Annotated in this window: 23 protein-coding genes; 10 read left to right on the forward strand and 13 right to left on the reverse strand. The window is 71.6% G+C overall.

Annotation, left to right across the window (positions count from 1 at the left end; all coding sequences use genetic code 11):
- Positions 1-14 precede the first annotated feature (14 nt).
- Together ACZ5K7_RS02135 and ACZ5K7_RS02140 are read left to right on the forward strand one after the other, a co-directional pair.
- Positions 15-2,243 (forward strand): FxsB family cyclophane-forming radical SAM/SPASM peptide maturase, encoded by a 2,229-nt coding sequence (locus ACZ5K7_RS02135; protein WP_468909405.1) that lies wholly within the window; start codon positions 15-17, stop codon positions 2,241-2,243.
- Positions 2,240-3,070 carry an AAC(3) family N-acetyltransferase gene (locus ACZ5K7_RS02140; protein WP_468909408.1) on the forward strand — a complete coding sequence of 277 codons (831 nt, stop codon included), beginning with the start codon at positions 2,240-2,242 and terminating at the stop codon, positions 3,068-3,070. Before ACZ5K7_RS02135 ends, ACZ5K7_RS02140 begins: the two co-directional genes overlap by 4 nt.
- Before the next feature lie 52 nt (positions 3,071-3,122).
- Here ACZ5K7_RS02140 and ACZ5K7_RS02145 read toward each other — a convergent pair whose 3' ends face one another.
- Positions 3,123-4,577: an aromatic amino acid lyase gene (locus tag ACZ5K7_RS02145; protein WP_351710283.1), complete on the reverse strand. Its 1,455-nt coding sequence runs from the start codon at positions 4,575-4,577 to the stop codon at positions 3,123-3,125.
- Positions 4,578-4,629: 52 nt separating this feature from the next.
- Positions 4,630-5,592: an ABC transporter substrate-binding protein gene (locus ACZ5K7_RS02150; RefSeq protein WP_351710285.1), complete on the reverse strand. Its 963-nt coding sequence runs from the start codon at positions 5,590-5,592 to the stop codon at positions 4,630-4,632.
- 345 nt (positions 5,593-5,937) lie between these two features.
- Between ACZ5K7_RS02150 and ACZ5K7_RS02155 the strand changes: the two genes are divergently transcribed.
- Genes ACZ5K7_RS02155 through ACZ5K7_RS02170 form a run of 4 tightly spaced genes read left to right on the forward strand, consistent with a single transcriptional unit; the run spans position 5,938 to position 9,880 of the window.
- The gene (locus tag ACZ5K7_RS02155; RefSeq protein WP_351710287.1) at positions 5,938-8,370 is read left to right on the forward strand and encodes a sensor histidine kinase; all 2,433 of its coding nucleotides are present in this window, start codon (positions 5,938-5,940) and stop codon (positions 8,368-8,370) included.
- Positions 8,367-8,846 carry a roadblock/LC7 domain-containing protein gene (locus ACZ5K7_RS02160; RefSeq protein WP_351710289.1) on the forward strand — a complete coding sequence of 160 codons (480 nt, stop codon included), beginning with the start codon at positions 8,367-8,369 and terminating at the stop codon, positions 8,844-8,846. The genes ACZ5K7_RS02155 and ACZ5K7_RS02160 overlap by 4 nt, the downstream gene beginning before the upstream one ends.
- 34 nt (positions 8,847-8,880) lie before the next feature.
- Entirely contained in the window at positions 8,881-9,297 is a 417-nt protein-coding gene (locus ACZ5K7_RS02165) for a DUF742 domain-containing protein (protein WP_351710291.1), read from the forward strand.
- On the forward strand, positions 9,284-9,880 hold the full coding sequence (locus ACZ5K7_RS02170; RefSeq protein WP_351710293.1) for a GTP-binding protein: 597 nt from the start codon (positions 9,284-9,286) through the stop codon (positions 9,878-9,880). Before ACZ5K7_RS02165 ends, ACZ5K7_RS02170 begins: the two co-directional genes overlap by 14 nt.
- Before the next feature lie 110 nt (positions 9,881-9,990).
- Here ACZ5K7_RS02170 and ACZ5K7_RS02175 read toward each other — a convergent pair whose 3' ends face one another.
- Genes ACZ5K7_RS02175 through ACZ5K7_RS02185 form a run of 3 tightly spaced genes read right to left on the reverse strand, consistent with a single transcriptional unit; the run spans position 9,991 to position 12,433 of the window.
- Positions 9,991-10,659, reverse strand: a complete 669-nt coding sequence (locus ACZ5K7_RS02175; protein WP_468909413.1) for an ABC transporter permease — start codon at positions 10,657-10,659, stop codon at positions 9,991-9,993.
- Positions 10,656-11,306 (reverse strand): ABC transporter permease, encoded by a 651-nt coding sequence (locus tag ACZ5K7_RS02180; RefSeq protein ID WP_351710297.1) that lies wholly within the window; start codon positions 11,304-11,306, stop codon positions 10,656-10,658. Before ACZ5K7_RS02180 ends, ACZ5K7_RS02175 begins: the two co-directional genes overlap by 4 nt.
- Positions 11,303-12,433, reverse strand: coding sequence for an ABC transporter ATP-binding protein (locus ACZ5K7_RS02185; protein WP_351710299.1), 1,131 nt, complete (start codon positions 12,431-12,433; stop codon positions 11,303-11,305). Before ACZ5K7_RS02185 ends, ACZ5K7_RS02180 begins: the two co-directional genes overlap by 4 nt.
- 275 nt (positions 12,434-12,708) lie before the next feature.
- Here ACZ5K7_RS02185 and ACZ5K7_RS02190 point away from each other — a divergent pair, with 275 nt between their 5' ends.
- A complete protein-coding gene (locus ACZ5K7_RS02190) occupies positions 12,709-13,554 on the forward strand; it encodes a dolichyl-phosphate beta-glucosyltransferase (protein ID WP_468909416.1) in 846 nt (281 codons plus the stop codon).
- Entirely contained in the window at positions 13,551-15,638 is a 2,088-nt protein-coding gene (locus ACZ5K7_RS02195; protein WP_468909418.1) for an ArnT family glycosyltransferase, read from the forward strand. Before ACZ5K7_RS02190 ends, ACZ5K7_RS02195 begins: the two co-directional genes overlap by 4 nt.
- 48 nt (positions 15,639-15,686) lie before the next feature.
- Here ACZ5K7_RS02195 and ACZ5K7_RS02200 read toward each other — a convergent pair whose 3' ends face one another.
- The 6 genes from ACZ5K7_RS02200 to ACZ5K7_RS02225 all read right to left on the reverse strand — a co-directional run bounded on the left by ACZ5K7_RS02200 (position 15,687) and on the right by ACZ5K7_RS02225 (position 21,276).
- Positions 15,687-17,519 (reverse strand): hypothetical protein, encoded by a 1,833-nt coding sequence (locus ACZ5K7_RS02200; protein ID WP_468909420.1) that lies wholly within the window; start codon positions 17,517-17,519, stop codon positions 15,687-15,689.
- Positions 17,516-18,346, reverse strand: a complete 831-nt coding sequence (locus tag ACZ5K7_RS02205; RefSeq protein ID WP_468909422.1) for a S1 family peptidase — start codon at positions 18,344-18,346, stop codon at positions 17,516-17,518. Before ACZ5K7_RS02205 ends, ACZ5K7_RS02200 begins: the two co-directional genes overlap by 4 nt.
- Complete coding sequence (locus tag ACZ5K7_RS02210) at positions 18,343-18,654, reverse strand: CU044_2847 family protein (protein WP_351710309.1); 312 nt, start codon at positions 18,652-18,654, stop codon at positions 18,343-18,345. Before ACZ5K7_RS02210 ends, ACZ5K7_RS02205 begins: the two co-directional genes overlap by 4 nt.
- A 129-nt stretch (positions 18,655-18,783) precedes the next feature.
- Positions 18,784-19,524: an FAD:protein FMN transferase gene (locus ACZ5K7_RS02215; RefSeq protein ID WP_468909426.1), complete on the reverse strand. Its 741-nt coding sequence runs from the start codon at positions 19,522-19,524 to the stop codon at positions 18,784-18,786.
- A gap of 2 nt (positions 19,525-19,526) precedes the next feature.
- Positions 19,527-19,928: an FMN-binding protein gene (locus tag ACZ5K7_RS02220; protein WP_468909429.1), complete on the reverse strand. Its 402-nt coding sequence runs from the start codon at positions 19,926-19,928 to the stop codon at positions 19,527-19,529.
- A 10-nt stretch (positions 19,929-19,938) separates the two neighbouring features.
- Positions 19,939-21,276 carry a ferredoxin reductase family protein gene (locus ACZ5K7_RS02225; RefSeq protein ID WP_468909432.1) on the reverse strand — a complete coding sequence of 446 codons (1,338 nt, stop codon included), beginning with the start codon at positions 21,274-21,276 and terminating at the stop codon, positions 19,939-19,941.
- Between the two features lie 91 nt (positions 21,277-21,367).
- Here ACZ5K7_RS02225 and ACZ5K7_RS02230 point away from each other — a divergent pair, with 91 nt between their 5' ends.
- Positions 21,368-22,123 carry a response regulator transcription factor gene (locus ACZ5K7_RS02230; protein ID WP_468909435.1) on the forward strand — a complete coding sequence of 252 codons (756 nt, stop codon included), beginning with the start codon at positions 21,368-21,370 and terminating at the stop codon, positions 22,121-22,123.
- On the forward strand, positions 22,120-23,556 hold the full coding sequence (locus tag ACZ5K7_RS02235; protein WP_351710319.1) for a sensor histidine kinase: 1,437 nt from the start codon (positions 22,120-22,122) through the stop codon (positions 23,554-23,556). Before ACZ5K7_RS02230 ends, ACZ5K7_RS02235 begins: the two co-directional genes overlap by 4 nt.
- Positions 23,557-23,705: 149 nt before the next feature.
- Here the strand turns inward: ACZ5K7_RS02235 and ACZ5K7_RS02240 are convergent, their stop codons facing one another.
- Entirely contained in the window at positions 23,706-24,947 is a 1,242-nt protein-coding gene (locus ACZ5K7_RS02240; protein ID WP_468909439.1) for a PP2C family protein-serine/threonine phosphatase, read from the reverse strand.
- Positions 24,948-25,294: 347 nt separating this feature from the next.
- Positions 25,295-25,687 carry an ArsR/SmtB family transcription factor gene (locus ACZ5K7_RS02245; protein ID WP_382531241.1) on the reverse strand — a complete coding sequence of 131 codons (393 nt, stop codon included), beginning with the start codon at positions 25,685-25,687 and terminating at the stop codon, positions 25,295-25,297.
- Positions 25,688-25,751 lie beyond the last annotated feature (64 nt).

The following is a 25,751-nucleotide window of genomic DNA, read 5'->3' on the forward strand; positions in this document are numbered from 1 at the left end:
GCCTGGCCGGGACCATGGAGGCGTCCGCCGCTGTCCGCCCCTTCCAGCAGTTCGTGGTCAAGGTGCACAGCCGCTGCGATCTCGCCTGCGACCACTGCTACGTCTACCGGCACCGCGATCAGAGCTGGCGTGACCGGCCCCGGTGCATGGCCCGGCCCACGGTGCTGGCCACCGCCGCACGCATCGCGGAACACGCGGCGGCGCACCGGCTGAAGAGGGTCGGAGTGGTCCTGCACGGTGGCGAACCGCTGCTCATGGGGCGGGAGAACCTCCAGTGGGCCGCCGGTGAGCTGCGCCGGGCTCTGGACGGGGTGGCCGCGCTGGATCTCGGGATGCAGACCAACGGCATGCTGCTCGACGCCGAGTGGTGCGCCATGCTCGCCCGGGAGCGGGTCCTCACCGGGGTGTCCCTCGACGGGGACCGGGCCTCCCACGACCGGCATCGCGTGCGGGCGGACGGCACGGGCAGTCACGACACCGTGGTCCGGGCGGTACGGCTGCTTGCCCGGCCCGCCTACCGGCATGTCTTCGCCGGCCTGCTGTGCACGGTGGACGTGCGCAACGATCCGGACGCGGTCTACGAGGCGCTGGCGGAACTGCACCCGCCCCGTGTCGATCTGCTGCTGCCGCACGCCACTTGGGACCATCCGCCGCCCCGTCCGCACGGCACCCACGACTACGCGGACTGGCTGATCACCGTCTACGAACGCTGGAACGCGGCGGGCAGGCCTTTCGGCATCCGTCTGTTCGAGTCGATCGAGGCGGCGGCCGCGGGCGAGAACTCGTTCACCGAGGCACTGGGGCTGGGCAGCCCGGACCTCGTGGTGGTCGAGACGGACGGTTCCATCGAACAGGCGGACTGGCTCAAGACCGTGGCGCGGGGGGCGCCGGAGACCGGATTCCATGTCCTGACCCACAGTTTCGACGAGGCGGCGACCCATCCCGGCTTCCAGCGGCGCCGACCGGGCCCGGACAGTCTGTGCGAGCAGTGCCGCGGCTGCGCGGTGGTGGGCATCTGCGGCGGGGGCCTGTACGGTCACCGGCATCGCTCCGGCCACGGATTCGACAATCCCTCCGTCTACTGTGCCGACCTGTTCACCCTGGTCCGCCACGTGCAGCAGGCGGAGAAGCCGTCCCGGCACGGTCTGACCACGTCGGATTTCGAGACACTGACGGCGATCGACGCCGACGACACCGCGGCCGTACGGACCCTGGGGGCGGCCCAGACGAGTCTGCGGCGCTCGATGCTGGCAGGCCTGCACCGGGCGGGCATCGGCTCGCCGGCCGCCTGGGAGGCGCTGTTCGCCCTGGACGGCCCCGCCCTCGACACGGTGCTCGCGGATCCGGCCGTGCACGGCTGGGCGGCGCACTCCTGGACGGCGCACGCGCGCGGGCTGATGCCACCCGACGAGGGCCGGCTCGAGTGCATCGCCCTGTCGGCGGCGGTCTTCGCCGGCCGGCCCCTGGAGCTGACGATCACCGTGGGTTCGGGAGCGGTGGTCCTGCCGTCCGCCGGCAGGCTGCTGCTGCCGGCTTCGGCCTCGGGCCGCTCCCTCACGTTCGCCACCGACGGCGTCCGGGTCCGGCGTGCCGACGGCGGGGCCGCCCGCTGGCAGGCGATGCCCCGCCTCGAAGCCGGGGCTCTTCGGACGCTGTTGGCGGACGGCGACTTCTGTCCGCCGTATCTCCTCCGCCCCGTGCTCGGCATGTCCGGCGGGGCCGGCCAGGTCCCGCGGCTCGACACTGCCGGAACCGCGGTGCTGCGAACCCGCTTCACGGCCGCCTGGAATCTCCTGCGCCGTGGGCACGCCCGCCGCGCGCACGGTCTGGCCGCAGGTGTGCACACCGTGATCCCCCTGGTGGACGACATGCCCGAGGACGTCCCCCGGCCGCCGTTCGGCGCGGTGGCCCTGCACCTCTCGGCATCGCCCGCACGACTGGCGATGTCGCTGGTCAGGGAATTCCAGCACGCGAAATTCGCGGCGCTCCACGACCTGTACGACCTGGCCGGTCCCGGCCGCCCGGCCCTTCGCGACGCCTACCTGCGACTGGCGGTCGCCGAAGCCGCCCGCGCGCTCCCCGTCCCGGGCGGGGTCCTCGCCCAGAGCCACGGCAGCCTGCTGAGCGCCCTGGATGCCCTCGCCGGCACCGAGCGGTCCCTCTCGGGTCCCGGCCGTCTGCTGGCCACGGGGATCCGGCGCGCGGCCCATGCCCTGTCCGCACCGGCGGAGGTTCACCGATGAAGTCGGCACACACCGCAGCAGACCTCGGAGACGACCTGCGCGAACTCGGTCTGCGCGAGGGGGACGTGGTCCTGGTCCACGCGTCGTTGCGCACGGTCGGCAGGACCGCTGAGGGGGCGGAGACGGTGCTCGGCGCGCTGCGACGAGCCGTGGGACCGTCCGGCACGATCGTCGTGCCGGCCTTCACCGCCGACAACTCCCTCACCTCGTCGGCCCATCGGGAGCGGATCCGCGGTATGACGGCGGAGCAGTCGGCCGCGTTCCGTGCGAACATGCCGGGCTTCGACCCCGGCACCACGGCCAGCTCCGGTATGGGGGCGCTCGCCGAGCGGCTCCGTACCTCACCGGGAGCCCTGCGCAGCGGCCATCCCCAGACCTCGATGGCCGCCCTGGGACGACACGCACGGGAGATCACCGCGAGTCATCCTCTCGACTGCCACCTCGGGGAGGCGTCGCCGCTCGGCCGCCTCTACCGCCTGCAGGCTCATGTCCTGCTGCTCGGGGTCGGCTTCGACCGCTGTACCGCCCTGCACCTCGCCGAATACCGCCTGGCCGACCCGCCCCGCCAGACCTACAGCTGTGTCCTCGCCGCCCAGGGAGCGGAACGCGGCAGGCAATGGCGCGAGTTCGAGGACGTGGCACTCGACGACAGCGACTTCGCCCGGATCGGGGCCTGGCTGGAGGACCAGTCCATCGGCCCCGGCAGACCGCTGGTGCGTCACGGGCTGGTCGGCGCGGCCCCCACCCGCCTGCTTCCGTTGCGGCCTGCGGTGGATCTCGCGCTGCACTGGCTCAAGCGGCACCGAACCATGGAACGGAAGGCATGAGGCACGCCGGTGCGAGCGATCGCCGCACCGCACGCCGCCTCCGCCGAGCCGTTCACAGGTCGGCCAGCACCGGCAGCAGTTCCGTCGCGGCGGTGACGTCGCCCGTCAGCGCGCGGTCCTCCGTGTCCGCCGGCAGCGCTGCCGCCGCCACCCGGAAAGCAGGCACCGTCGGCTTCACCGGCCCGAGCCGCAACGCCCGCACCGCCACCACCAGTTCGCAGGCCAGTACCACCCCGTAGGCCTCCGCGGCCCGTTCCGCCTGTTTCGCCGCCTGGCCGGCGAAGGTCGCCGCCTCCTCCAGGCCGTGGGCGAGGACCGTGTGGCCCGCCGAGGCCGGGGTCGCGGACGAACGGACCTCCGCCAGGGCCGAGTTGGCCGTGTACTCCAGGATCATCGTGCCGGAGCTGGCCGCCGGGCCCGTGGCCAGGAAGCCGGGAAGGCCGGTGAGGTCGGCGCGGCCCAGGGCCTGGAGGCGGGCCGCGGAGAGCTGGGCGGTCTGCAGGAGGGCGAGGTCGAGGCCGTCCAGGGCCAGGGCGAGCGGCGTCACGAAGAAGCCGCCGTGGTGGTAGACGTGGCCGTCGGGGGCCAGTACGGGATTCTCCGTGGGGCAGTTGATCTCCGTCTCGATGACGCGGCGGAGGGTGTCGGCGGCCTCCAGGGCCGCGCCGTGGACCTGGGGGAAGGCGCGGAAGGCGTAGGGGTCCTGGACGCGGCGGCCGGCGGTGCGGGGGTGGTCGGGTATCGCGAGGAGGCGTCGTATCTCCGCCGCCGCCCTGGCCGGGCCGGGGTAGGGGCGCAGGGCGTGCACCTCGGGCGCGTAGGCCTCCGGCGAGCCGGAGACGGCGGCCAGGGAGAGAGCGGCCACCGCGTGGGTGGCCCTCAGCAGCACGTCCAGGTCGTGGCAGGCCAGGGCGGCCCGGCCCAGGGCGAGGGCGTTGCTGCTCAGGAGGGCGAGCGAGTCGCCGGGGCGGAGGGTGACCGGCGCGGGCAGTTCGGCGTCGGGGGACGTCGTCAGCCAGGGGCGTTCGCCGATCAGGGTCAGGCCGGTCTGGGCGAGCGCGGTCAGGTCGCCGGTGCCCACACCGCCGTACTCGTTGATCGCGGGGTACACGCCAAGACGCAGCGCCTCGGTCAGGGCGGTGACGAAGGACGGGTGGATGCCGGAGCCGGCGGCCAGGAGCTGGTTCGCACGGACCGCCAGCAGGGCACGGGCCCGGCGCGGCGGGAGCAGGGGGCCGGCGCCGCCGGCGTGGCTGCGCAGCAGGCGCAGGGTGTGGCCGGCCGAGTCCGACGGGTCGACCGCGATCGAGCGGTGGGCGCCCACGCCGGTGCCACGGCCGTACCAAAGGCCTTGCCCCGCGAGGTTTTCGGCGGTCTCGTGGGCGTGGCCGACCCGGTCGAGCGCCTCGGGCGGTACGACCGGGTCGGCGACGGCGTCGGCCAGCCGGACGAGTCCGGGCAGGCCGAGGCCGTTGCCGTCGAGCACGACACAGGAGCGCGCGGGCACCTGTGTCGGTATGTCGCTGGTGCTGTCCAAGGGAGATCGGGCGCGGTTCGGGTCAGCTGCTGAGGCCGACCTTCTTCAGCCAGGCCTGGGCCACGTCCAGCGGGTCCTTGTTGTCGGACTGCACCTGGGTGTCCAGGTCCAGCAGGGTCGCGGTGTCGAGCTTGGCTGAGACCGCGTTGAGGGCGTCGATGGCCGTCTGGTTCACGGCGCTCTTGTAGACCAGGGGCTGGACGTTCTCGAACCCGAAGAGGTTCTTCGGGTCCTGGAGGACGACGAACTTCTCCTTGGAGATGGTCGGGTCCGTGCTGAAGATGTCGCCGGCCTGCACCGCGTTCTTCGTCAGGGCCGCCTCGGTGAGCGCGCCGCCCGCGTCGAGCGCCTTGAAGGACTTGAACTCCAGGCCGTACACGGACTTCAGGCCGACCAGGCCCTGCTGGCGGGTCTGGAACTCCGGCGAGGCGCCGATGACCAGGTCCTTGGCGATGTCCTTGAGGTCGGCTATGGACGACTTCTCGGTGAGGTTGTACTTGGCGGCGGTCGCCGCGTTGACCGTCACCGTGTCCTTGTCCTGCGCCTCCGCCGGGTCCAGCAGCGTCAGCTTGGAGTCGAGCTTGGCCTCGACGGCCTTGGTGGTCTCCTCGACGGTCTTCGGGGTGGCCTTGGGGTCGAGGTAGGCGAGCAGGGCACCGTTGTACTCGGGCAGGACCGAGACGGAGCCGTTCTTGAGCAGACCGTAGGTCGTCTCACGGCTGCCGATGTTCGGCTTGTAAGTGACCTTGATGCCCTTGGCCTTGAGTGCTTCGCCGTAGATGTCGGCGATCAGGGTGCTCTCGGCGAAGTTGTTGGAGCCGACGACGACGGTGTCCCCGCTCGCCTTGCTGTCCGACAGCGGGTCGGACTTGCTGTCGTCGGAAGAGGAACAGCCCGCCAGCAGGGCCGTCGTCGCGGCGAGCGCGACGGCCGCCGCGCCTCGGTATGTCCGGATTGACCTGCTGGGAAGGGTGTTGGAAGTCACGGTTGCCGTTCCGGGAGCTGTGGGCAGAAGGGTGGGGGTGTTGCGAACCACGTGGGGTTGTTGCGAACCACTCCACACGATCCAATCCAGCCGGTTCTCGGTCAGTCAAGTATCTCCGGGTCACCGATTGGCTTCAATCCGTGGCCGGTTGTGGACGGAGAGCGGTCTCTTTGTAACGGATTCTTGATAAAGAGCAAGCGGAATCGCGCTTCAAGAACGCTGTAGTCTCACGGCAGTTGATATCGGTCACAGCGGTGCACGGGGCCCGCTTCTCGGTGTCGTTCCGCAACAGCTCGGGGTGAAGACGCCCCCCACAGTCGAGAACACCCTCATGAAGGAGGCCCGGTGTCCACGAACCAGGTGGACGCGCCCGTCCGGCCCGCCCAGGCGCGGGGCGGGATACGGGGTTTCGCCGACCGTTGGCCCTTCCGGCGCAAGCTGAACCTGCTGGTCGGTGTACCGCTCGCCGTCATCGCCGTACTGCTCGCCTATGTCTTCACCGATCTGGCGCAGCAGTCCACCAGCGCGGAAGACGCGGCGCAGCTGGTCCGGGACAGCACCCAGGTGGCGCGGCTCGTGGACAAGGTCGAGGCGGAGCACCAGCAGGCGATCCTGCTCTCCGCGCGGTACGAGTCCGGGGACGACACCCCCTCGCAGGCCGCCTACCGCGCGGCCCAGAAAGCGGTGACCGACCAGCTCCGGACGGTCCGTGATGCCTTCGGCGACCGGCTGCCGGACACCGAGTCGGACGCCCTGCGGCAGGTCGAGGGACTGTCCAGCCTGCGCGAGTCCGTCGAGCAGTCGTACCTGCCGGCGGACAACATCGACCCGGCGTACAGCAACGCGGCCAACGACCTGATCGACGGCCTCGGTCTGGACCGCAACGCCGACCTCGCCGCCACCTTCACCGGCAACCTGCTGGACTCGCTGCTGCGCGCCGACGCCGCCCACGGCGCCTTCGAGACCAACGTGCTCGCGGCCACCACCGGGGACACCAACGCGCTGATCGAGTTCACCAACTCGGTCGGCGCCTACGACCTGTACCAGCACCAGGCTCAGCGCTTCACCCGGTTCGCCACCGAGGGGCAGGCCGCCCAGCTGGCCTCCGTCGAGCACACCAAGGCCCAGAGCAAGATCGCCGAGTCCTACGCCGAGCTGCAGATCGACCCGAGCAGGCTGGAGGCGGGCAGCCAGGACGACATCCGGCGGGCGGTCAAGGACGCGCTGACCGACTACCCGGACTATCTCGAGCAGGCCAACGCCCGGCTGAACATCACCGCCTCGCTCATCGGCCAGATCGCCGACCGGGCCGACGCCAGCGCCGAATCGGCCAAGTGGCGCGCCATCTACCTGCTGAACGGCACCCTGCTCGGCTTCGTCCTGTGGATCACCCTCGCCGCGCTGGTGCGCCGCTCGGTGATCCGCCCGGTGCAGGCCCTGACCGGGGTCGCGCACGAGGTCGCCGAGGTGGCGGGCCGCGAACTCGCCCGGGTCGCCGACGACGACACCGAGGACGACAGCCCGCCCCGGCTGCGGGACATGCCGGTCACCGCCCGCGACGAGATCGGTGACCTGGCCGAGGCGTTCAACCAGGTGCAGACCACGGCCGCGGCCCTGCTCGAACGCCAGGTGCTCAGCCGCCGCAACACCGCCGAGATGTTCGGCAACGTCGGCCGCCGGGTCAGCAACCTGACCACCCGTCAGCTCGCCTTCATCGACGCGGTGGAGCGCGCGGAGACCGACCCGGCCCTCCTCGAACGCCTCTACTCCATCGACCACATCGCCGTCCGCCTGCGCCGCAACGCCGACAGCCTGATGCTGCTGGCGGGCATCCGCGAGACGGTGCTGTCCTCCGGGCCCACCCCGCTGTCCAACGTGGTCCGGGCCGCACTCGGCCAGATCGAGGGCTACCAGCGGGTACGGCTGTACGCCGGCTCGGACGCCATGATCGAGCCGGACATCATCGGCGACCTCACCCTGATGGTGGCCGAACTCCTGGAGAACGCGGTGTCCTTCTCGCCGGAGGGCAGCCCGGTCGAGGTGACCGTCCGCACCGGCGACGACGGCGCGCACATCGTTGTCACCGACCACGGCCTGGGCATGAGCGCCGAGCGGCTGGCCGAGGAGAACGCCCGGCTGATCCGCCGTGAACGCCTCGACCTGGTGCCGACCAAGGTGCTCGGCCTGTTCGTGGTGGGTGCGCTGGCCCGGCGCTGGGAGATCGGCGTCGAGCTGACCCGGACCCCGGGCGGCGGTGTCACCGCCGAAGTGACGCTGCCCTCCCGGCTGTTGCTGACGATGAGCGCGGTGGCCGACACCGCCGGCACCCCGCTCGCCGTGGAACCGACGGTGCCGGCCGAGCCGACCGGACCGACCGCCGCCGCCTCGGTCCCGGCCGCCGCCGAGCCCGAGGGCCCGCTCCCCCGCCGGGTGCCGCGCCGCGAACCGGCCGCCGAGGCGCCGGCCGCACCGGCCCCGCTGATCCCGGCCGCCCGCACCGGCGAGGACCCGGCCGACTCCGCCGACGGAGCGCGCCCGCTGCGCCGCCGGGTACGCGGCGCGACCCTGCGCACCACCGTCGGCGCCGCCCAGACCCTCGCCCAGCCACCGCGCAAACGCGACGCCGACGCCGAGCGGGACGCGCTGGAGGAGTTCGAGGCGGCGGTGGAGCGCGCCCGGCGCGAGAGCGACACCGGAAGCCACGAGCGGCCCGCGCCGCACCCCGAGACCAACCCGCCGCACCACCAGATCCACCTTCCGGAAGGAGCCGAGCAGTGAGCACGTCGACAGGTGACACCCCGACGGGCGGCGCCGCCACGCCGACCGACCTGCAGGCGGCCGCAGCCGACTTCACCTGGCTGCTGAACCGCTTCGCGACCGAGACAGCCGGCGTGGTGGACGCGATCGCCGTGTCCTCCGACGGTCTGCTGATCGCCGTGTCGGAGCTGCGTGAGCGCGCGCACTCCGAACGGCTGGCCGCGATCGTCTCCGGCATCACCAGCCTGGCCGCCGGCGCCTCCGGCAACTACGGCCTGGGCGGCCTCAACAAGGTCATCATCGACCTGGAGGGCGGCCATGTCATCGTCTCCGCGATCGGCAGCGGCGCCGTGCTCGGCGTGGTCGCGGACAACGAGGCCAAGCTCGGCAACATCGCCTACGAGATGACTCTGTTCGCCAACCGGGCCGGTTCCGCGCTCAGCCCGCAGCTGGTCCTGGAGCTGAAGAACAGCGTCGGCGTCCCACAGACGCGCTGACCGGCGGAGCCGGTCGAGAGAGGAAGACACAGCCATGGCGGACGGCTTCCCGCCCCCGGGCCCGGACCCGGTCGGCCCCGCCCCCGCCGTACGGCCGTTCCTGGTCACCGCCGGCCGGGTGGCGGACAGCGCCTCCGGACCGGCGATGCCCGTCGAGACCCAGGTGGTGGCGACCACCGCCGGGCTCGACGCGCTCGCCCGGCTCTCCTTCGAGCAGCACGACATCGTCGCCGCGTGCCGGATTCCGCAGTCGCTCGCGGAACTGGCGGCGCGGCTGCGGCTGCACCTGAACGTGGTCCGGGTGCTCGCCGAAGACCTGCGAGAGGCGGGACAGCTGACCGTGCATGTGCCCGACTTCGAAGCCACCCACGACTCGTCCGTCCTGCGCAGGGTTATCGACGGCCTGCGGGCCATCCCAGACTCCCGAGGGGTACTCCGTGACACCGACTGACTCGCTGACCCGGGGGGCCGGGCGTACGGCCGTCCGGCCGCCGCTGCCGGTGAAGATGGTCATCGCGGGCGGTTTCGGCGTGGGCAAGACCACCGCCGTCGGCTCGATCTCGGAGATCGAGCCACTGACCACCGAGGCCTCGATCACCGAGGTCGCGGCGGGCGTGGACGACCTGACGCTCACCCCGCGCAAGACGACCACGACCGTGGCGATGGACTTCGGCTGCATCACCATCGACCCGACGCTGAAGCTGTACCTGTTCGGCACGCCCGGGCAGGAACGGTTCGGCTTCATGTGGGACGACATCGTCGAGGGGGCGCTCGGCGGCCTCGTGATCGTGGACACACGGCGGCTCGACGACTGCTATGCGGCGGTCGACTACTTCGAGCACCGCGGGATTCCGTTCGCCATCGCCATCAACGCGTTCGACGGGCATGTCGAGCACACGCTGGACGAGGTGCGGTGGGCGCTGGACGTCGCGGAGGGCACTCCGCTGGTCGTCTTCGACGCGCGGGAACGGGGTTCGGTGCGGGACGCGCTGCTCGTTGTGCTGGAGCTGGCGCTGGCTCGTCGTGAGGGGTAGTGCGACCTGAGGGGTAGCGCGGTGGGCGGGGAACCACGGGCCCGCCGCGTGGGGCTGGTCGCGCCCACGCGGCGGTAGCCGCACATTCAATACAGCCCCGCGCCCCTGAGTCAGCTGCTCCTGCGTACGCCGGGAGAAACCGTCAGTCTCTGTACCGCCCAGAAGATCCCGAGCGTGGCCAGGGCCATCGCCGCCACCAGGGTGGCTCCGCCGACGACCTTCTCGTAGTTCTTCTGGTAGAGGCCGTCGATGATGTAGCGGCCCAGGCCGCCCAGGCTGACGTACGCCGCGATCGTCGCCGTCGAGACGATCTGGATGGCCGCCGAACGCAGACCGCTGAGGATCAGCGGGAGGGCGACCGGGAGTTCGACCTGGAAGAGGACGCGTGCCTCCGGCATGCCCATGCCGCGCGCCGCGTCCACCGGGGACGGGTCGACCGAGCGCATCGCCTCGTACGTCGTGACCAGGATCGGCGGTACGGCGAGGATCACCAGCGGGATCATCACCGGCAGCAGGCCGAAGCCCAGCCAGATGAACATCAGGACCAGCAGGCCGAAGCTGGGCAGCGCCCGGCCGGCCGTGGCGATCAGGGCGAGGGTGTTGCCGCCACGCCCGTAGTGGCCGGTGACCAGGCCGATGGGCAGACCGATGACGGCCGCGTAGGCGAGCGCCTCCAGCGAGTACTGGACGTGCTCCCACAGGCGGGTGGGAATGCCGTCGTAGCCGTGCCAGTGCGAACTGTCGCTGAAAAAGGCGTGGATGAAGTTGAGGACGTTCACCGGGTGCTCTCCTTCGGCATCCAGGGCGTCAGCACACGGCGCAGGAGGACGAGGAGGGCGTCCGCCAGGATCGCCAGCACGGCCGTCGTCACCACGGAGTTCACCGCCAGCTCGGGGCGGTGGTAGGTGTTGGCGTCGTTGAGCAGGTTGCCGAGGGCGCCCTGGTTGCCGATCAGCATGCCGACGCTGACCAGCGAGATGCTGGAGACGGTGGCCACCCGCAGGCCCGCGATGATCGCGGGGACGGCGATCGGCAACTGCACCTGGAAGTAACGGCGTACGGGGCCGAGGCCCATGGCGGTGGCGGCGGCGAGGGTCTCGGCCGGGACCGAGCGGACGCCGTCCACGATCGCCGGGACCAGGACCACCAGGCTGTACACCGCGAGCGGGATCATCACCGTCGTCTCGGTCTGGCCGGTGTAGTCGATGAGGACGACGAAGAAGGCCAGCGAGGGGATGGCGTACAGGATCGTGGTCACGCCCAGGACCGGCGGGTACAACCAGCGGAAGCGGACACAGAGCTGGGCGATCGGAAGGGACACCACCAGCCCGGCCAGCACCGGGATGAGGGCCTCGCGCAGATGGAGGCCGATCAGCCCGAAGTAGGTGTTCTGGAGGTCGCTGGGGATGTCGAAGAAGCCGCTCATCCCCCGACCTTCGTGTGGTCGCGGCCCTCGGCGTGGGCGGTGCGGATCGCGGCGCCGATGACCTGCTGGGAGACGACGCCGACCGCGCGGCCCTCGCCGTCCACGGCCACCGCCCAGCCGGTCGGCGAGAGCACGGAGCCGTCGAGGGCGGCGCGCAGCGAGTCCCTGCCGGGCACGAACGGCCGTCCGTACGGAAGCAGCCGCTCCGGGTCGATCGAGCCGGCGGTCAGCTCACGCGGCTCGCCCCAGCCGAGCGGCCTGCCGTCCAGGTCCGTCACGAGGAGATAGGGGGCGTCCGTCGCGGTGCGGGCGCCGAGCTTGGTGGCGTCGGCGTCGACCGGGACGATCGGGGCGGTCTGCAGCGCGAGGTCCGCCGAGGGGAAGAAGGACAGCCGGCGGATACCCCGGTCGGCGCCGAGGAAGTCCTCGACGAAGGCGTCGGCGGGGTCGGTGAGCAGTTCGGCGGGCGGGGCGAACTGGGCGAGGTGGCCGCCGGTGCGCATCACTGCGACCATCGTGCCGATTTTGATCGCCTCGTCGATGTCATGGGTGACGAAGACGATGGTCTTGCCCAACTCGTCCTGGATGCGCAGGAGTTCGTCCTGGAGGCCCTTGCGGACCACGGGGTCCACGGCGGAGAACGGCTCGTCCATCAGCAGCACGGGCGGGTCGGCGGCGAGCGCCCGGGCCACGCCGACGCGCTGCTGCTGGCCGCCGGAGAGCTGGTACGGGTAGCGCTTGGCGAGGGCCGGGTCCAGGCCCACCCGGTCCATCAGCTCGGCCGCGCGGACGCGCGCCTTCTGCTTGCTCCAGCCGAGCAGCCGGGGCACCGTGGCGATGTTGTCGATGATCGTGCGGTGCTGGAAGAGACCGGCGTTCTGGATGACGTAACCCATCGACCGGCGCAGGGTGTTGACCGGCTGCGCCTGGATGTCGGCGCCGTCGAGGAGGATACGGCCCTCGCTGGGCTCCACCATCCGGTTGATCATCCGCAGGGTCGTCGTCTTGCCGCAGCCCGAGGGGCCGACGAAGACGGTGATCGAGCGATCCGGTATCTCCAGGGAGAGTCGGTCGACGGCGACCGTACCGTCCGGGTACCGCTTGGTGACTGAATCTATCCGTATCAAAACGCCGAATGCCCTTCGGGTTTGGCTGAGACTGCCCAGTTTCGACCACGGTCGCCGTGGTGCAGGCCGTTGCGGGGAGAGTCTAGACCGCAAGTGTTTCAGCACTTTGGCGGCTGACTGGTCGTCTTCAGTCTGTGACCTGCCGCCCCGCACGGGGCCGCTTCCTGGGCGCCCGACCGGCGTCCGCTGTGCGCAGTCTGTGAGTTCCCTGATTCTCATTCCTCGCTCAGTGAAGCCTCACGGCCGCCCCAGACAGCGCCTCGATCGTCATGGTCATGAACGAAACGAACGCGGGAGGCGTCCGGCGCCGGTCGGTCGAGATCGTGGTGCCGGTGTACAACGAGGCTCATGTCCTCGCCGGCAGCATCGGCCGTCTCCACGCATACCTCGAGGACTCCTTCCCGTTCCCGTTCCGCATCACGATCGCGGACAACGCGAGCACGGACGCCACCTGGGCGGTGGCGACCGACCTGACCCTGCGCCTGCCGCACGTCCACGCACGGCGGCTGGAACTCAAGGGCCGGGGCCGTGCCCTGAAGCACGTGTGGAGCGGGTCCACCGCCGACGTCGTCGCCTATATGGACGTCGACCTGTCGACGGGACTCGACGGCTTCCTGCCCCTCGTCGCCCCGCTCCTCTCCGGGCACAGCGACCTCGCCGTCGGCAGCCGGCTGCACCGGCAGTCGGCGGTGGTGCGCGGCCCGAAGCGGGAGTTCATCTCGCGCTCCTACAACCTGCTGCTGAAGGCGGGCCTCGGCGCGCGCTTCTCCGACGCGCAGTGCGGCTTCAAGGCCGTGCGCACCGAGGTGTTCCGGGCGCTCGCCCCGCACATCGAGGACACCGCCTGGTTCTTCGACACCGAACTCCTCGTGCTCGCCCAGCGCAACGGGCTGCGCGTGCACGAGGTCCCGGTCGACTGGGTCGACGACCCCGACAGCCGGGTCGACATCGTCCGCACCGCCGTCGACGACCTCTTGGGCATGGCCCGCATGCTCCGGGCCACCGTCACCGGCCGCACCCGCGTCCACGCCGTACCCCGCCGCACCACCGTCCCCCAGAACGTCACGGCCCTGCCCACCGGGGCAGCCAGCGCCGCCGAGCCCATGGAGTACGCGTCATGACGACCCTCGCCCCGCCGCCCGCCCCGGTCCAGGACGGCCGGCACCGGTCCGCCGCCCCGCCCGTCTCCCGCGCCAGAAGGCTGTTCATGGGCGCGCCCGAGGACCCGCGCTGGGCCCGCCCGGCCCTGTGGGCAATCCTGCTCCTGGCCACCGCCCTGTACGCCTGGAACCTCACCTCCGTCACCGGCAACACCTTCTACGACGCGGCGGTCTACTCCGGCACCAAGAGCTGGAAGGCGTTCTTCTTCGGCGCCCTGGACGCCGGGAGTTTCATCACCGTCGACAAACCACCCTTCGCCCTGTGGGTGATGGGCCTGTCCGCCCGTGTCCTCGGGTACGGCACCTGGCAGTTGCTGCTGCCGATGGTCGCCGTCGGCGTCGGCTCGGTGGCGCTGCTGTACCGGCTGGTGAAGCGGGACTTCGGGGTCGTGGCGGCCACGATCGCCGCCCTCGTCCTGACCCTCACGCCGATCACCGTCGCCATCAACCGCGACACCAACCCCGACCCCGTCCTGGTCTTCCTGATGCTGCTCGGCGCGGCCGCGCTGCTGAAGGCCGTGCGGACGGGCAGGCTGCTGCCCCTGGTCTGGTCGGCGGTCGCGATCGGCTTCGCGTTCAACACCAAGATGATGCAGGCGTACGTCGTGCTGCCGGCGTTCTTCCTGGTCTACCTGTGGGCAGCGAACGCGTCGTTGGGCCGACGCGTCCGCAATCTCGCGGTCGCCACGGTCGCGTTGGTCGTCAGCAGCGCCTGGTGGATGGTGATCGTCGACCTGATCCCGGCCTCCTCGCGGCCCTACATCGGCGGTTCCACCGACAACACGGTGTGGGACCTGGTCATCGGCTACAACGGCTTCGGCCGGATCTTCGGGGCGAGTTCCTCGGTGGGCTCGCAGGGCAACAGCGCGAGCTTCGGTGGCAGTTCGGGCCTGTACCGGATGTTCAACGACATCATGGGCGGTCAGATCTCGTGGCTGATCCCGTTCGCCGCGATCGCCCTCGTCGGCGGCCTGGTGCTGCGCGGCCGGGCGCCGCGCACCGACGCCAGGCGGGCGGCCCTCATGCTGTGGGGCGGCTGGTTCGTCCTGCACTTCCTGACCTTCTCCCTCGCCGAGGGCACCTTCCACCCGTACTACGTCACCGCGATGGCCCCCGGCGTCGCGGCCGTGGCCGGCGCCGGCGGGGTCATGCTGTACCAGGCCTTCCGCGACGGTTCGGCGGCCAAGTGGGGCTGGGTGCTCCCGGCGGCCGTCGGCCTCAGCACGGTGTGGGCGGTCGTCCTGCTCCAGCGGGTCTCGGGCTCCGGCACGGTGTACACGGTCGCCGAGGTGGTGGTCGCGCTGGGCGGTGCGCTGGCGGTGGCCGGGCTGCTGGTCGGCCGGTTCACGCAACGGCGGAGGCTGATGGGCTTCGCGGCGGTGGCGGCGATCGTCGCCCTGCTGGCCGGCCCGGCCGCCTACTCCGTCTCGGCTGCCACGACCGCGAGCACCAACGGCACCAACCCGACGGCCGGCCCCAGCACCGGGGGCGGTATGGGCGGCGGCGGTGGCAAGCGACCGAGCGGCAGCGCACCGAGCGGGACCAGGAGCGGCACCGCCCCGAGCGGTTCCGGCGGCTCCGGCGGGCAGTCCATGGGGCAGCCGCCGACCGGCACGGGAAGCACGGGCACCGACTCCGGCTCCAGCTCCAGCTCCAGCTCCAGCAGCCAGTCGCAGTCCGGTCGGACCGCCGGAGGCATGGGCGGCGACACCCAGGTCAGCTCCGCGATGATCACGTACCTGAAGAAGCACCAGGACGGCGCCACCTGGCTGGTCGCGGTGGCCACCGACCAGACGGCCTCCTCGGTCATCCTGGAGTCCGGTCAGCCCGTCATCTCCATGGGCGGCTGGTCCGGCAGCGACAACGCGATGACCCTCGCCAAGCTCAAGAGCCTGGTGAAGGCGGGCAAGCTGCACTACATCGTCGTCAGCAGCGAGGGCGGCCAGGGCACGAACTCGGAGATCGCGACCTGGGTGAAGAAGCACGGCACGGCCGTGAGCGCGTACAGCGGCCTGTACCGCCTGGACGCGTCCGACGTCGGCTGACCCTGCCGTACGGACCATGGGCGGGCTGCCACCGGCAGCCCGCCCTTCCTACATGCCCGCTCTGCCGGCCGCTTCGCCGGACCACGCGAGGTCGACGACGAACACCCCCGGTGACGCCTCGTGGGAGGAACGCCGGATCCGCTCGGCCAGCCTCGACGGCCAGCGGGTCTGTTCGTTCCAGCGAAGCCCGCCCAGCCTTGCCGTATCAAGGTTGTCGGCCCACCCGAGGTCCGCGCCTTCGAAATTCTCCGCCAGTTCCACGAATTCCCGCTGTGCGTCGGCGAGGGCCTGGGCGAGGTCGAGGCAACGGACTCGGATGCGGTCCAGAACACCGTCGAAGTCGAGGTCCTGTACCCGGTCGAGGACCTGATCGAGGTCGAGAACACTGTCGAAGACGCGCACCAGGTCGGCCGCGATGTCCGTGTCGAGGGTGCGAGCGAGTTCGAGGGCGAGATCGCGGTCGAGCGAGCGCATCAGATCGGCGGACAGATCGAGGACGCGGGCGCGGATCCGGTCGAGGTCGACGGCCACCGCGTCAAGGACCTTGCCGACCAGATCGAGCGAGAGATTACGGACGTGGGACAGCGCACGTCCGAGGGAGCGACCGTGGTTCAGAACAGGAACGAGCCCCTGATCGCGCACCAGGCCGGGATCGAGGGTGACCGCGCGGTCACGGGCCAGGTCCTGGACGAGTTCGCGGATGAGCTCACGGGTGACGACGCGGGGAACCGGACGGTCCGGAACAACGGTGCCGGCCAGCACGTCGGCGAACCTCTCGGCATCGGCCTGGGCCCTGCGCATCGCCGAGGCGACCTCCTCGAGGTCGGTGCGGAAGTGGAGCCGTACCCCGGCCGGCAGTTTCCTCAGGCGTCGCGCCGAATCCGGGAGGCGCAGGGGCGTCCGCAGGAAAGCCACCGAACCCTGCTCGGACGCAGCGGGCGCGGGCCTCTGCGACGGAACGATGAGCCGCTGCCTCGCCTGGATCAGGGCCTGGGCTTCTTCGACGTGCCGTTGGCCTCCTGTCACATCAGGGGCGTCGAGTTCGGCCATGGCGAGGTTGAACAACGCCGACTGGGACAGGGGATGCTGCGGGCCCAGCGTCGCGGAGGCCTTTTGCGCCGCGATGTCGAGCACGTCGGCCGCCTTCTCCATCCGCACCCGATCGCCTGCCGCGAGCGCCGAGGCGAACTCGGCGCGCGCCAGGGTGACCAAGGCGGACAGCGAGGCGGGGTGATCACGACCTCGATGGCCCATCACCTGGCGGGCCGTGCGGGCCAACGCGTGCACCAGCTCGTCCGCCGAGGCGTCGTCCCCCTCTCGGCGGGCCACCTCGGCCAGTACCGCTTCCATCAACAGCCGGATCTCCAGCTGATCGATCGAGGCACCGGGGGAAGCGGGGGTACCCAGGAGGAGCTGCCGGGCCGTGTCCCGGGCTCCCGCGAGATCGCCGAGGCGCAGTCGGAGGGCCGCCAGATTCGCCAGGGTCAGGGCCTCCACGCCGTCCGGCGTACGGCCGTCCCGGTCATGTGCGTCCATGATGACGGCTGTGGACAGAACGGTCACCGCTGCCATGAGGTCGCCGCGGTCAGCCAGCGCAACCGCCAGTTCGTTCCGGACCTCCATGGGCACGGACAGGGCTTGCGGATCGAACATCAGGCGGGACGCCACATGTTCCAGCAGCGCGCGGGCTTCGTCGGCCAGGCCGAGTGCTTCGAGCAGGGCCGCGAGGTGGGCGGCCTCCTTGCCGATCCCAGGGCGGTCCAGCAACTGCGTGTCACCGCGCAGTGCGGCCGTGGCGGCCTCGATGCGCTGCCGATCCGCGGTGTTTCCGCGCAAGGCGCCCTGGGCGCAGGTGATGGCCTCCTGCCAGGGGTCGGTCATGCCGTGTCACCGCCCCACTGGTGTTCCACAAGGGTCTTGACGGCCTGGAACTTCAACTCCGCGACCTGTGAGGGGTCGAGCAGTCGGTCCTCCGCCCACTGGGCGATCTGCTTGAGCAACAACTCCGTCGAGGTCATCGCCGCCTGTATGGTCCTGTCCTTGGCGTCCTTGGCTTCCCCGTTGTCGCGGGAGGGCGAACTGGCCGGGTGCAGGACGTCCATCAGGTGCTCGACGTCGAAGTGGTCGAAACGCCGCATGGCTTCCCCGATGGTGGCGGCGAAGAGCACGTTGGCCGCGCGGCCCGGGGCGATCCGGTCCGGTGCCTGCTCCAGGAGGATGCCGACGACCACCGGAGCGAGATCGTCCGGTGCTCCCTTGACCACCGGACCGCCGGAGTATCCGGAGTAGTCGCCGGAGTACTGGTATGCCGTCAGCTGCAGGGCCTGAATCGACGCCCCGCTCTCCAGCTCGTAGTCCATCGCGCCGTTGTCCACATGGCCGCGAAGGTGCATCTCCGTCCGCGCGGGGCGGTACGGCCCGTGCCAGGCGTCTCCGCTGCGGGCGGTCCCGGAACGGGGGATGGGAACCTTCACCCCGTTCGAACCGAGAACCATGATGAGAGCGAGGTCGGCGGCCTGATCGCGCTGGCACACCTGCCCGGCGAGGCGGCTGCCGTCCGCCAGAACGATCTCCACGCGCTCGTCCGGCGCGGTGAAGCCGCGCAGGCAGTGCAGTGCGGTGAGCACGTAACGGCGCGTCAGCAGGAAGCCGCCGCCGAGCCGCTGCTGGGACCCATGGAGCTCCACCCAGTAGCCCGTGACGGTCACGACGTCTCCGCGACCCGCTCGACGGTGAGGCTGACCTCGAAGGACGCCTCCGCCGACGCCTTGGACAGGATTACCCCGGCTTCCGCGGCGAGCGTCAGCCCGAAGGTCACCTCCATGCTGGACACCTGCCAGCCATGCTGGCGCGGGACCCGGGAGAGCGAGTCCTGGGCGATGGCCGAGGCCTGCACGATGGCCTGCTCCAGCTCGGCCGCCCGGTCGGCCAGGGGCGCGCTGGTCCGTGTGCGACTGGCTATCTGTCGGCTCCCGCTGGCGTCCAGAGCAACCGTCTCGACCCGGATCTCGGCCATCTGTGTCCCCCCGAACCACAAAGCGCTGCCGCGCGTTTTCCAGCCTTGTAGCAGAGTAGCCAGCCGTGACACAGGGCCGCGACCGTTCCGTACGACTTGGGCGGCCGATCGGTCGGGGACCGGCGACGGCTACGCGGCCGACCGCCCCGTATCCGCGACGGGCAACCCCGCAGTACGCAGCACAGCGTGCTCGGTGTCCACCACGAACACCTCGCAGCCCGGCCGCCCCGCCGCCCACGCGGTGCCCTCGGCCCCCATCGCGAAGGCGGCGGTCGCCACGGAGTCGGCCTCCGTCAGGGTCGGGGCGACGACGGTGACGCTGAGCAGCCCGGTCGCCGGACGTCCCGTACGCCCGTCGAGGATGTGGTCGCCGCGCTCGTAGCGGGCGGAGGTGGCGACCGCCCCGTCGGTGAGTTCGAGGACCGTGCACAGCCGGTCGGCGTGCTCGGGGTGCCGTACGCCCACCCGCCAGGGCCCGCCGGAGGCGACCACGTCTCCACCGGCGTTCAGCACGAACCGCCGCGCCCCGGCCGCCGACAGCAGGTCCGCCGCCCGCTGCACCGACCAGCCCTTGACCACCGCGCACGGGTCGAGGCCCCGCCCCGGCAGCCGTACGTCGAACGCGCCGCCGGTCGCCAGCCGGTACTCCTCGCACAGCGCGAGCACCTCGGCGAGGTCCGCGCTCACCTCGGTCTCGGAGAGTTCGCCCCGGTCGAGCCGGGAGACCTCGCTGTCCGGCTTGAACGGGCTGAACCGCTCGTCGGCTTCGCGCAGCCAGGCGAAGACGGCGTCCGCCGCGCTCTCCGGGACGTCCTGGTCGTCGATCCGCAGGGAGACCGGGAAGCCCATGACGTGTTCGACTCGGCGCACGGTCAGCCCTTCGCGTCGATCGCGGCCTGGAGGGACTCCCGGTAGCCGTCACTGGTGATCGTCGCGCCCGACACGGTGTCGATGTCCGCGCTCTGCGCCTTCAGCGTTTCCGAGATCAGCACCGGGACGGCCGCGGTCGTCTGCGGATGGTCGGGCTGCTGGAGCATGCTCACCGCGGTGATCCTGTCGCCGTCGAAGGTCACCTGGACCTCCACGGGACCCTTCTCGGTGTTGACGGTGGTGCCCTTGACGACCGTGCCCGAAGCGCCGGTCGCGGAGGTGGACGGGGTCGTGACGGGCTGCTCGGCGGTGGTGGTCGTCGTACCGCCGACGGACGGCTCGTAGCGCCAGACGGGGATCAGGCCCGCGATGCTCAGGGCGACGACAGGTATGGCTCGCTTCACGATGTCTCTCTCATCCCGCCAGGCTGAAACGCTCGAAGTGGATCTGCGGCTTGGGCACGCCCAGGTCTCCCAGGCTGCGCAGCACCGCGTTCATCATCGGCGGCGGGCCGCACAGGAAGACGTCCCGGTCGGCGATGTCCGGCACCAGCTGGATCAGCTCGCGCGCGGCCAGCTTGTCGGGGACCGGCGGGCCGGTGACCAGGTGCAGTTCGGCGCCCTTGGCGACGGCGAGGTCGCGCAGTTCGTCGTAGAGGACGGCGTCCCGGTCGGCGGCGACGCGGTAGATGACGACCGCGTGGCCCTCGATGTCCTCCAGGAGGGCGCGGATGGGGGTGACGCCGACACCGCCCGCGATCAGCAGGGACTCGGTCTTCCGGCGGTGCAGGGTGGTGAAGGCGCCGTAGGGGCCCTCGGCGAAGACCCGGGTGCCGACCTTCAGGTGGCGCAGGGCGGCGCTGCCGTCACCGGCGGCCTTGGCGGTCAGGCGCAGGGTGCGGCCGTCGGGGGCGGCGGAGAGGGAGAAGGGGTTCGCCTGCCACCAGCGGTCCTTCGTCAGGAACCGCCACAGGAAGAACTGGCCGGCCCGCGCGCCCAGTTTGTCGAGGTCACGGCCGGTGACATGGACCGAGACCACGTTGTCCGACTCGGGGACGACGGCGGAGACCCGGAACTGGTGGCGGTGGTTGCGCCACAGCGGCAGGACCAGCCGGCCCAGGGCCACCGAGCCGAGCGCGACGCCCCACACCGCGTACCAGTACGCCGTCGCGGCGGACGACGCGGTGAACGTCGTACCGACCGCGACCTGGTGGGTGAAGGCGAGCACCACGGCCACGTACGTGTAAAGGTGGACGAAGTGCCAGGTCTCGTAGGCGAGCCGGCGGCGGGCGTAGCGGGCCGAGACGGCGCCGACCACGAGGATGATGCCGAGGGCGACGACGGCGCGGAGCACGCCCTCGGTCGTCTCGGCGAGGTCGACGATCTCGCCGACCGGACCGACGCCGGCGCCGTCGGCGTAGCCGAAGCTGATGAAGACGGCGTGCCCGAGCAGCGTCCACAGCAGGGCGAAGCCGGTCCAGCGGTGCCAGGAGGTCAGCCGGTCCATGCCGATCCGGCGGTCCAGCCAGGGCAGCCGGGCCACCAGCACCAGCTGGAAGGCCATGACGAGGGCGCCGTACAGGCCGAGGAAGCGGCCGATGACGATCAGGGCGTTGGAGGCGAAGCCCGCCTGGGCGAAGAAGTAGGCGACCACGGCCGCGTTCACGGCGAGCACGGCGTACAGGCCCGTGCGGGCCACCACCCTGGGGCGTATCGCCGTGGGGGGCGCAGGGGGCGATTGGACGGTCGTCACGGGTCGGCAGCTCCTTGATCGGATCCTGGGAGTCGAGCTTCACCCGTGATCGCTGTCGTTTTCCTGTCGGGCTGCTTTCAACTGGTTATCGATGTGTTCTCTGTGTGGGCGCGGGTCTGGCGCCCACCGCCGTGTGGCGCAGTATGAGCGGGTGGAAAAAGTACGACTCCTCGTCGTGGACGACGACCCGCCGATCGCCGACCTGGTCGCGACGGTCGCACGGTACGAGGGCTGGGAGGCGGTCACCGCGTACTCCGGTGAGGACGCGCTGGCCCGGGCCGCCGACTTCCGGCCGGACATCGTCGTGCTCGACCTGATGCTTCCGGACGTGGACGGCTTCGGTGTGCTGGACCGGCTGCGGCGCTCCGGGACGATGGTGCCGGTGGTGTTCCTCACGGCCCGCGACGGGGTCGCCGACCGGGTCGCGGGCCTGACCCGGGGCGGGGACGACTACCTGGTCAAGCCGTTCGCGGTGGAGGAGCTGATGGCCAGGCTGCGCACGGTGCTGCGGCGCAGCGCGGGGCCCGGCTTCCAGCGCTCGGTCCTCCAGGTCGCCGACCTGACGATGGACGAGGACACCCGTGAGGTCCGGCGCGGCGAGCGGCTGTTCTCGCTGACCCCGACCGAGTTCGAGGTGCTGCGCTATCTGATGCGCAAGTCACCGACCGTGCTCACCAAGGCGCAGATCCTGGACCATGTCTGGGAGTACGGCTTCGGCGGCCGCTCGAACGTGGTGGAGCTGGTGGTCAGCCGGCTGCGCCGCAAGCTGGACGAGGCAGGCGGAGAACCGCTGATCCACACCGTGCGCGGTTTCGGGTACGTGGTCCGGCAGCAGGCGGCCGAGTGATCCGGCGGCTGTGGCGCTCGTACCGGAGCATGCGCCTGGGCACCCGGCTGGCACTGGGGCTGGGGGCGCTGGCACTGGTGGTGTTCGCGGTCGTCGGCTCGGCCCTGACCATGTACATGCGGGACTACCTGTCGGCCCAGCTGGACGATCAGCTGGGGCTGGCCCAGGTGGCCCAGTCCAAGAGCATCGCGCAGCACGGCACCCTCCAGGGCAAGAAGTACTACCACTGGTACTACGCCGTGTACGACGTCTCGCACGGCACCCCGGTGCTGCGCAAGCCCGAGGAGACCAGTGACCTGCCCGAGGACATCGGCGACCTCACTTCGGTGGCGAAGGCGCAGATCGCCGCGGGCACGGAGGTGCTGCGGACCAAAGACCTGACCGGCGAGGGCCAGTACCGGCTGCGCGGCTGCGAGGTGGAGCCGGGGGTGGTGCTGGTCAGCGGCGCGCCGATGGGCAGCATGGACGACACGGTCCGGCAGTTGGTCACGGTCCAGGTGGTCGCGTTCGGTCTCGCGCTGCTGGCCCTTGTGGTGTTCGGCCGGCGGCTGCTGCGGCACGGCCTGGAACCGCTGAGCGACATGGCGCACACCGCCCATGGCATCGCCTCGCACAATCTGACGGAGTCGGCGGCGCGGCTGCCACTGCGCGCGGCCAAACGGGGCGGCGGCCCCGAGGTCGAGGAGCTGCGCACCGCGTTCAACACGATGCTCGAACACATCGACCACTCCCTCGCCGTCCGCGCGGAGGCCGAGCAGCGGCTGCGCCGCTTCGTCGCGGACGCCTCGCACGAGCTGCGCACCCCGCTGATGTCGGTGCGCGGCTACGCCGACCTCTTCCAGTACGCCGCCGCCAACGCCCCCGACGAACGCGACAAGCACCTGGCCCGGCTGCGCGCCGAGGCGGCCCGGATGGGCATCCTCCTCGACGACCTGCTGCTCCTGGCCCGCCTGGACGCGGCCGAGGTGGAGACACCGCTGCGGCTGGAGGACGCCGACCTGGCGGAGCTGGTGCGGGAGGCCGCGGATGCCTTCCGGGCGGCGCACGCCGACCATCCGCTGACGGTGACCGTCGGTCCGGGCCCGGTGCCGCTCCGCCTGGATCCGGTCCGTATCCGCCAGGTGCTGGACAACCTCCTCACCAACGCGGCCGTCCACACGCCCACCGGCACGCCGGTGTCGGTGGCGGTCGCGACGGCCCCGGGCTCGGCGTCGGTGAGCGTCACCGACCGTGGCCCCGGCATTCCGGCCGCCGACCGGGCCCGGGTCTTCGACCGGTTCTACCGCGTCGACAAGGCCCGCAGCCGCGACCGCGGCGGCAGCGGCCTCGGCCTGTCGGTGGCCCGGGCCCTGGTGGAGGCACACGGCGGCACCATCGGGCTGGGCGACGGCCCGGACGGCACGACCGTGTTCACGCTGACGTTGCCCAGGTAGCCCACGGCGGCCCGGAGCGGGGCAGCGGCGGCGGGCGGGCAGCCGACGCCGGGGCCCCGCGTCGGCTCGGCCTCCCCGTCCGGCGTCGGCAACGGGATCCCGGGCGGTACGTGCCGCGGCGCGGTCCTGCGGTGTCTCCGGGCTCACCGTCACAGGCCCGCCGGCCGCTCTTCCTCCTCCTCCGGTACGGACGTGAAGCCGCCCTTGCGGGGATGCGGGCGGGCCGCCATGACCGCGACGTCGTCCTCGGCGTTGCGGGCGTCGAGGCGGGTGAGGATGGACTCCAGCAGGGCGTCCACGCCGACGGCCGGGGTGAAGTGCAGTTCCGCGAGGCGGTTCAGGGAGCGGTCGATGTCCTCGCCACGGTGTTCCACCAGTCCGTCCGTGAAGAGGACGAGGGCGTGGTCGGGGTCGAACTGGTGGGTGGCCGATTCATAGCCCCCGAAGCCGGTGCCCAGCGGCGGGCCCACGGGGACCGGCAGCAGGGAGGTCCGGCCCTCCCCGGTGATCATGGCGGGCGGAAGGTGGCCGGCGCTGGACAGGGTGACCTGACGGCGGCTCGGGTCGACGCGCACCAGCAGACAGGTGGCGGGTCTGCGGTCCGCCTCGTGGGCGGCGATGGCGTCCATCTGGCGCAGCACCCGGTGCGGGGGCAGCTCGGAGGAGGCGATGTAGCGGAGCGAGGACCGGTAGGCGTTCATGTCGACGGCGGCTTCCAGGCCGTGGCCCATCACGTCGCCGACGACGAGCAGGGTGCGGCCGAAGTGCAGCCGTACCGTCTCGCACCAGTCGCCGCCGACCAGCACCCGGCCGCCGGCCGGGAGGTAGCGGATCGACACGTCCAGGTTGGGATGCGGCCGGCCGGGCTCGGACAGCAGGGCGCGTTGCAGGTCACCGGCGGTGCGGTTGACGTGCTCGTACTCGCGGGCGTGCCGGATGTGGGAGGCGGCGCGTTCGGCGAGGAGGGCGAGCAGTTCGGCCTCCGCACGGACGAAGGCCATCCCCTCGCGGGCGCAGACCAGTACGCCGTACTGGTCGGAGCCGCTGGTCAGGGGCACGCACACGGCCGGACGGGTGCGGCTGCCGGCCGGGCGGGCCAGCCAGGGGTCCGTCCAGTGGTCGGCGGCCGGGGAGCCCGCGTCCCGGGCCACCGCGGTGGCCCAGCGGGCGTCGGGCAGCATGTCGGCGTCGCCGGTGATCGACTCGTAGCCGGAGACGGTCTCGCCGACCCGCCGCATCACGGCAGCCCCGCCGCCGGTCAGCCGTACCGCCGCCCGGGACAGTTCCGTGCAGGTCGTGGACTCGTCGAGGGTGGTGCCGATGCCGGCCGCGGCCGCCCGCAGCATCCTGAAGGGCGCGGCGGGGTCGGCGCCCGCGATGGGCCCGTCCACTGCCCCGGGGCCGTCGGCGGACGCGGGTCCCCTGCGGGACTGGAACCATCGCGCGACACCCAACACCCTCACAGAATCTCAAACAGCGCCCCAGGGGGCACCAGCCACCCGCGCCGCACGGCCTGCCGAAGCGGTGCGGCGGGGCGGCCGAAGCTCCGGCCGCCCCGCCGTCGGTGGCGGTGCGCGCTCGCGTCCGGGGAGTTCGGATCCGGTGTGCGAGCGGGCCACGGACGGATCCGGCGCGCGGGCTCCCCGGGCCGTGGACGGCTCGGGTGTGCGGGCCTGCGGGCATCGGACGGGCCCGGTGGTCCGGCACACCGGTTACGCCCGAACGGCGGGAAGGGGCGTCAGCCCTCGCCGGGCGTCCAGGCCGCGACCAGGTCCAGCAGGCCGGGGAAGCGCGCGTTCAGGTCGTCGACGCGGACATGGCTGCGCCGCTCCAGGCCGTACTGGCGCTGCCGGGTGACACCGGCCTCGCGCAGGGCCTTGAAGTGGTGGGTCAGCGAGGACTTGGGGCGGTCGAACCCGAACCACCCGCAGGTGTGGTCGTACTGCTCCGAGTCCAGCAGCAGCTTCTGCACGATCCGTAGCCGCAGCGGATCGCTCAGCGCCCCCAGCACCGTCTCCAGGCGCAGGTCCGCCACCGCCGGCTCGGGCAGCGGTTCGGGCAGGTCCGCGGGGAGCGGCAGCACCTTGAAGTCCGGCACCCGTACGGACGCCGGACGCGCCGTGGAAGGCATGGGCGACTCCTCATCCCCCCGAATCCTATGTACGACTCCAATCGTACTGCATGCTATGTTCGAG

Source organism: Streptomyces sp. NPDC031497, assembly GCF_055580905.1.

Excerpts from the sequence above, each read along its gene's own strand:
- ACZ5K7_RS02245 (WP_382531241.1), bottom strand. The coding sequence starts at position 25,687 with ATGCCTTCCACGGCGCGTCCGGCGTCCGTACGGGTGCCGGACTTCAAG.
- ACZ5K7_RS02210 (WP_351710309.1), bottom strand. The coding sequence starts at position 18,654 with ATGGCCGAGATCCGGGTCGAGACGGTTGCTCTGGACGCCAGCGGGAGC.
- ACZ5K7_RS02230 (WP_468909435.1), top strand. The coding sequence starts at position 21,368 with ATGTGTTCTCTGTGTGGGCGCGGGTCTGGCGCCCACCGCCGTGTGGCG.
- ACZ5K7_RS02200 (WP_468909420.1), bottom strand. The coding sequence starts at position 17,519 with ATGACCGACCCCTGGCAGGAGGCCATCACCTGCGCCCAGGGCGCCTTG.
- ACZ5K7_RS02165 (WP_351710291.1), top strand. The coding sequence starts at position 8,881 with ATGGCGGACGGCTTCCCGCCCCCGGGCCCGGACCCGGTCGGCCCCGCC.
- ACZ5K7_RS02135 (WP_468909405.1), top strand. The coding sequence starts at position 15 with ATGGAGGCGTCCGCCGCTGTCCGCCCCTTCCAGCAGTTCGTGGTCAAG.
- ACZ5K7_RS02190 (WP_468909416.1), top strand. The coding sequence starts at position 12,709 with ATGAACGAAACGAACGCGGGAGGCGTCCGGCGCCGGTCGGTCGAGATC.
- ACZ5K7_RS02140 (WP_468909408.1), top strand. The coding sequence starts at position 2,240 with ATGAAGTCGGCACACACCGCAGCAGACCTCGGAGACGACCTGCGCGAA.
- ACZ5K7_RS02180 (WP_351710297.1), bottom strand. The coding sequence starts at position 11,306 with ATGAGCGGCTTCTTCGACATCCCCAGCGACCTCCAGAACACCTACTTC.
- ACZ5K7_RS02195 (WP_468909418.1), top strand. The coding sequence starts at position 13,551 with ATGACGACCCTCGCCCCGCCGCCCGCCCCGGTCCAGGACGGCCGGCAC.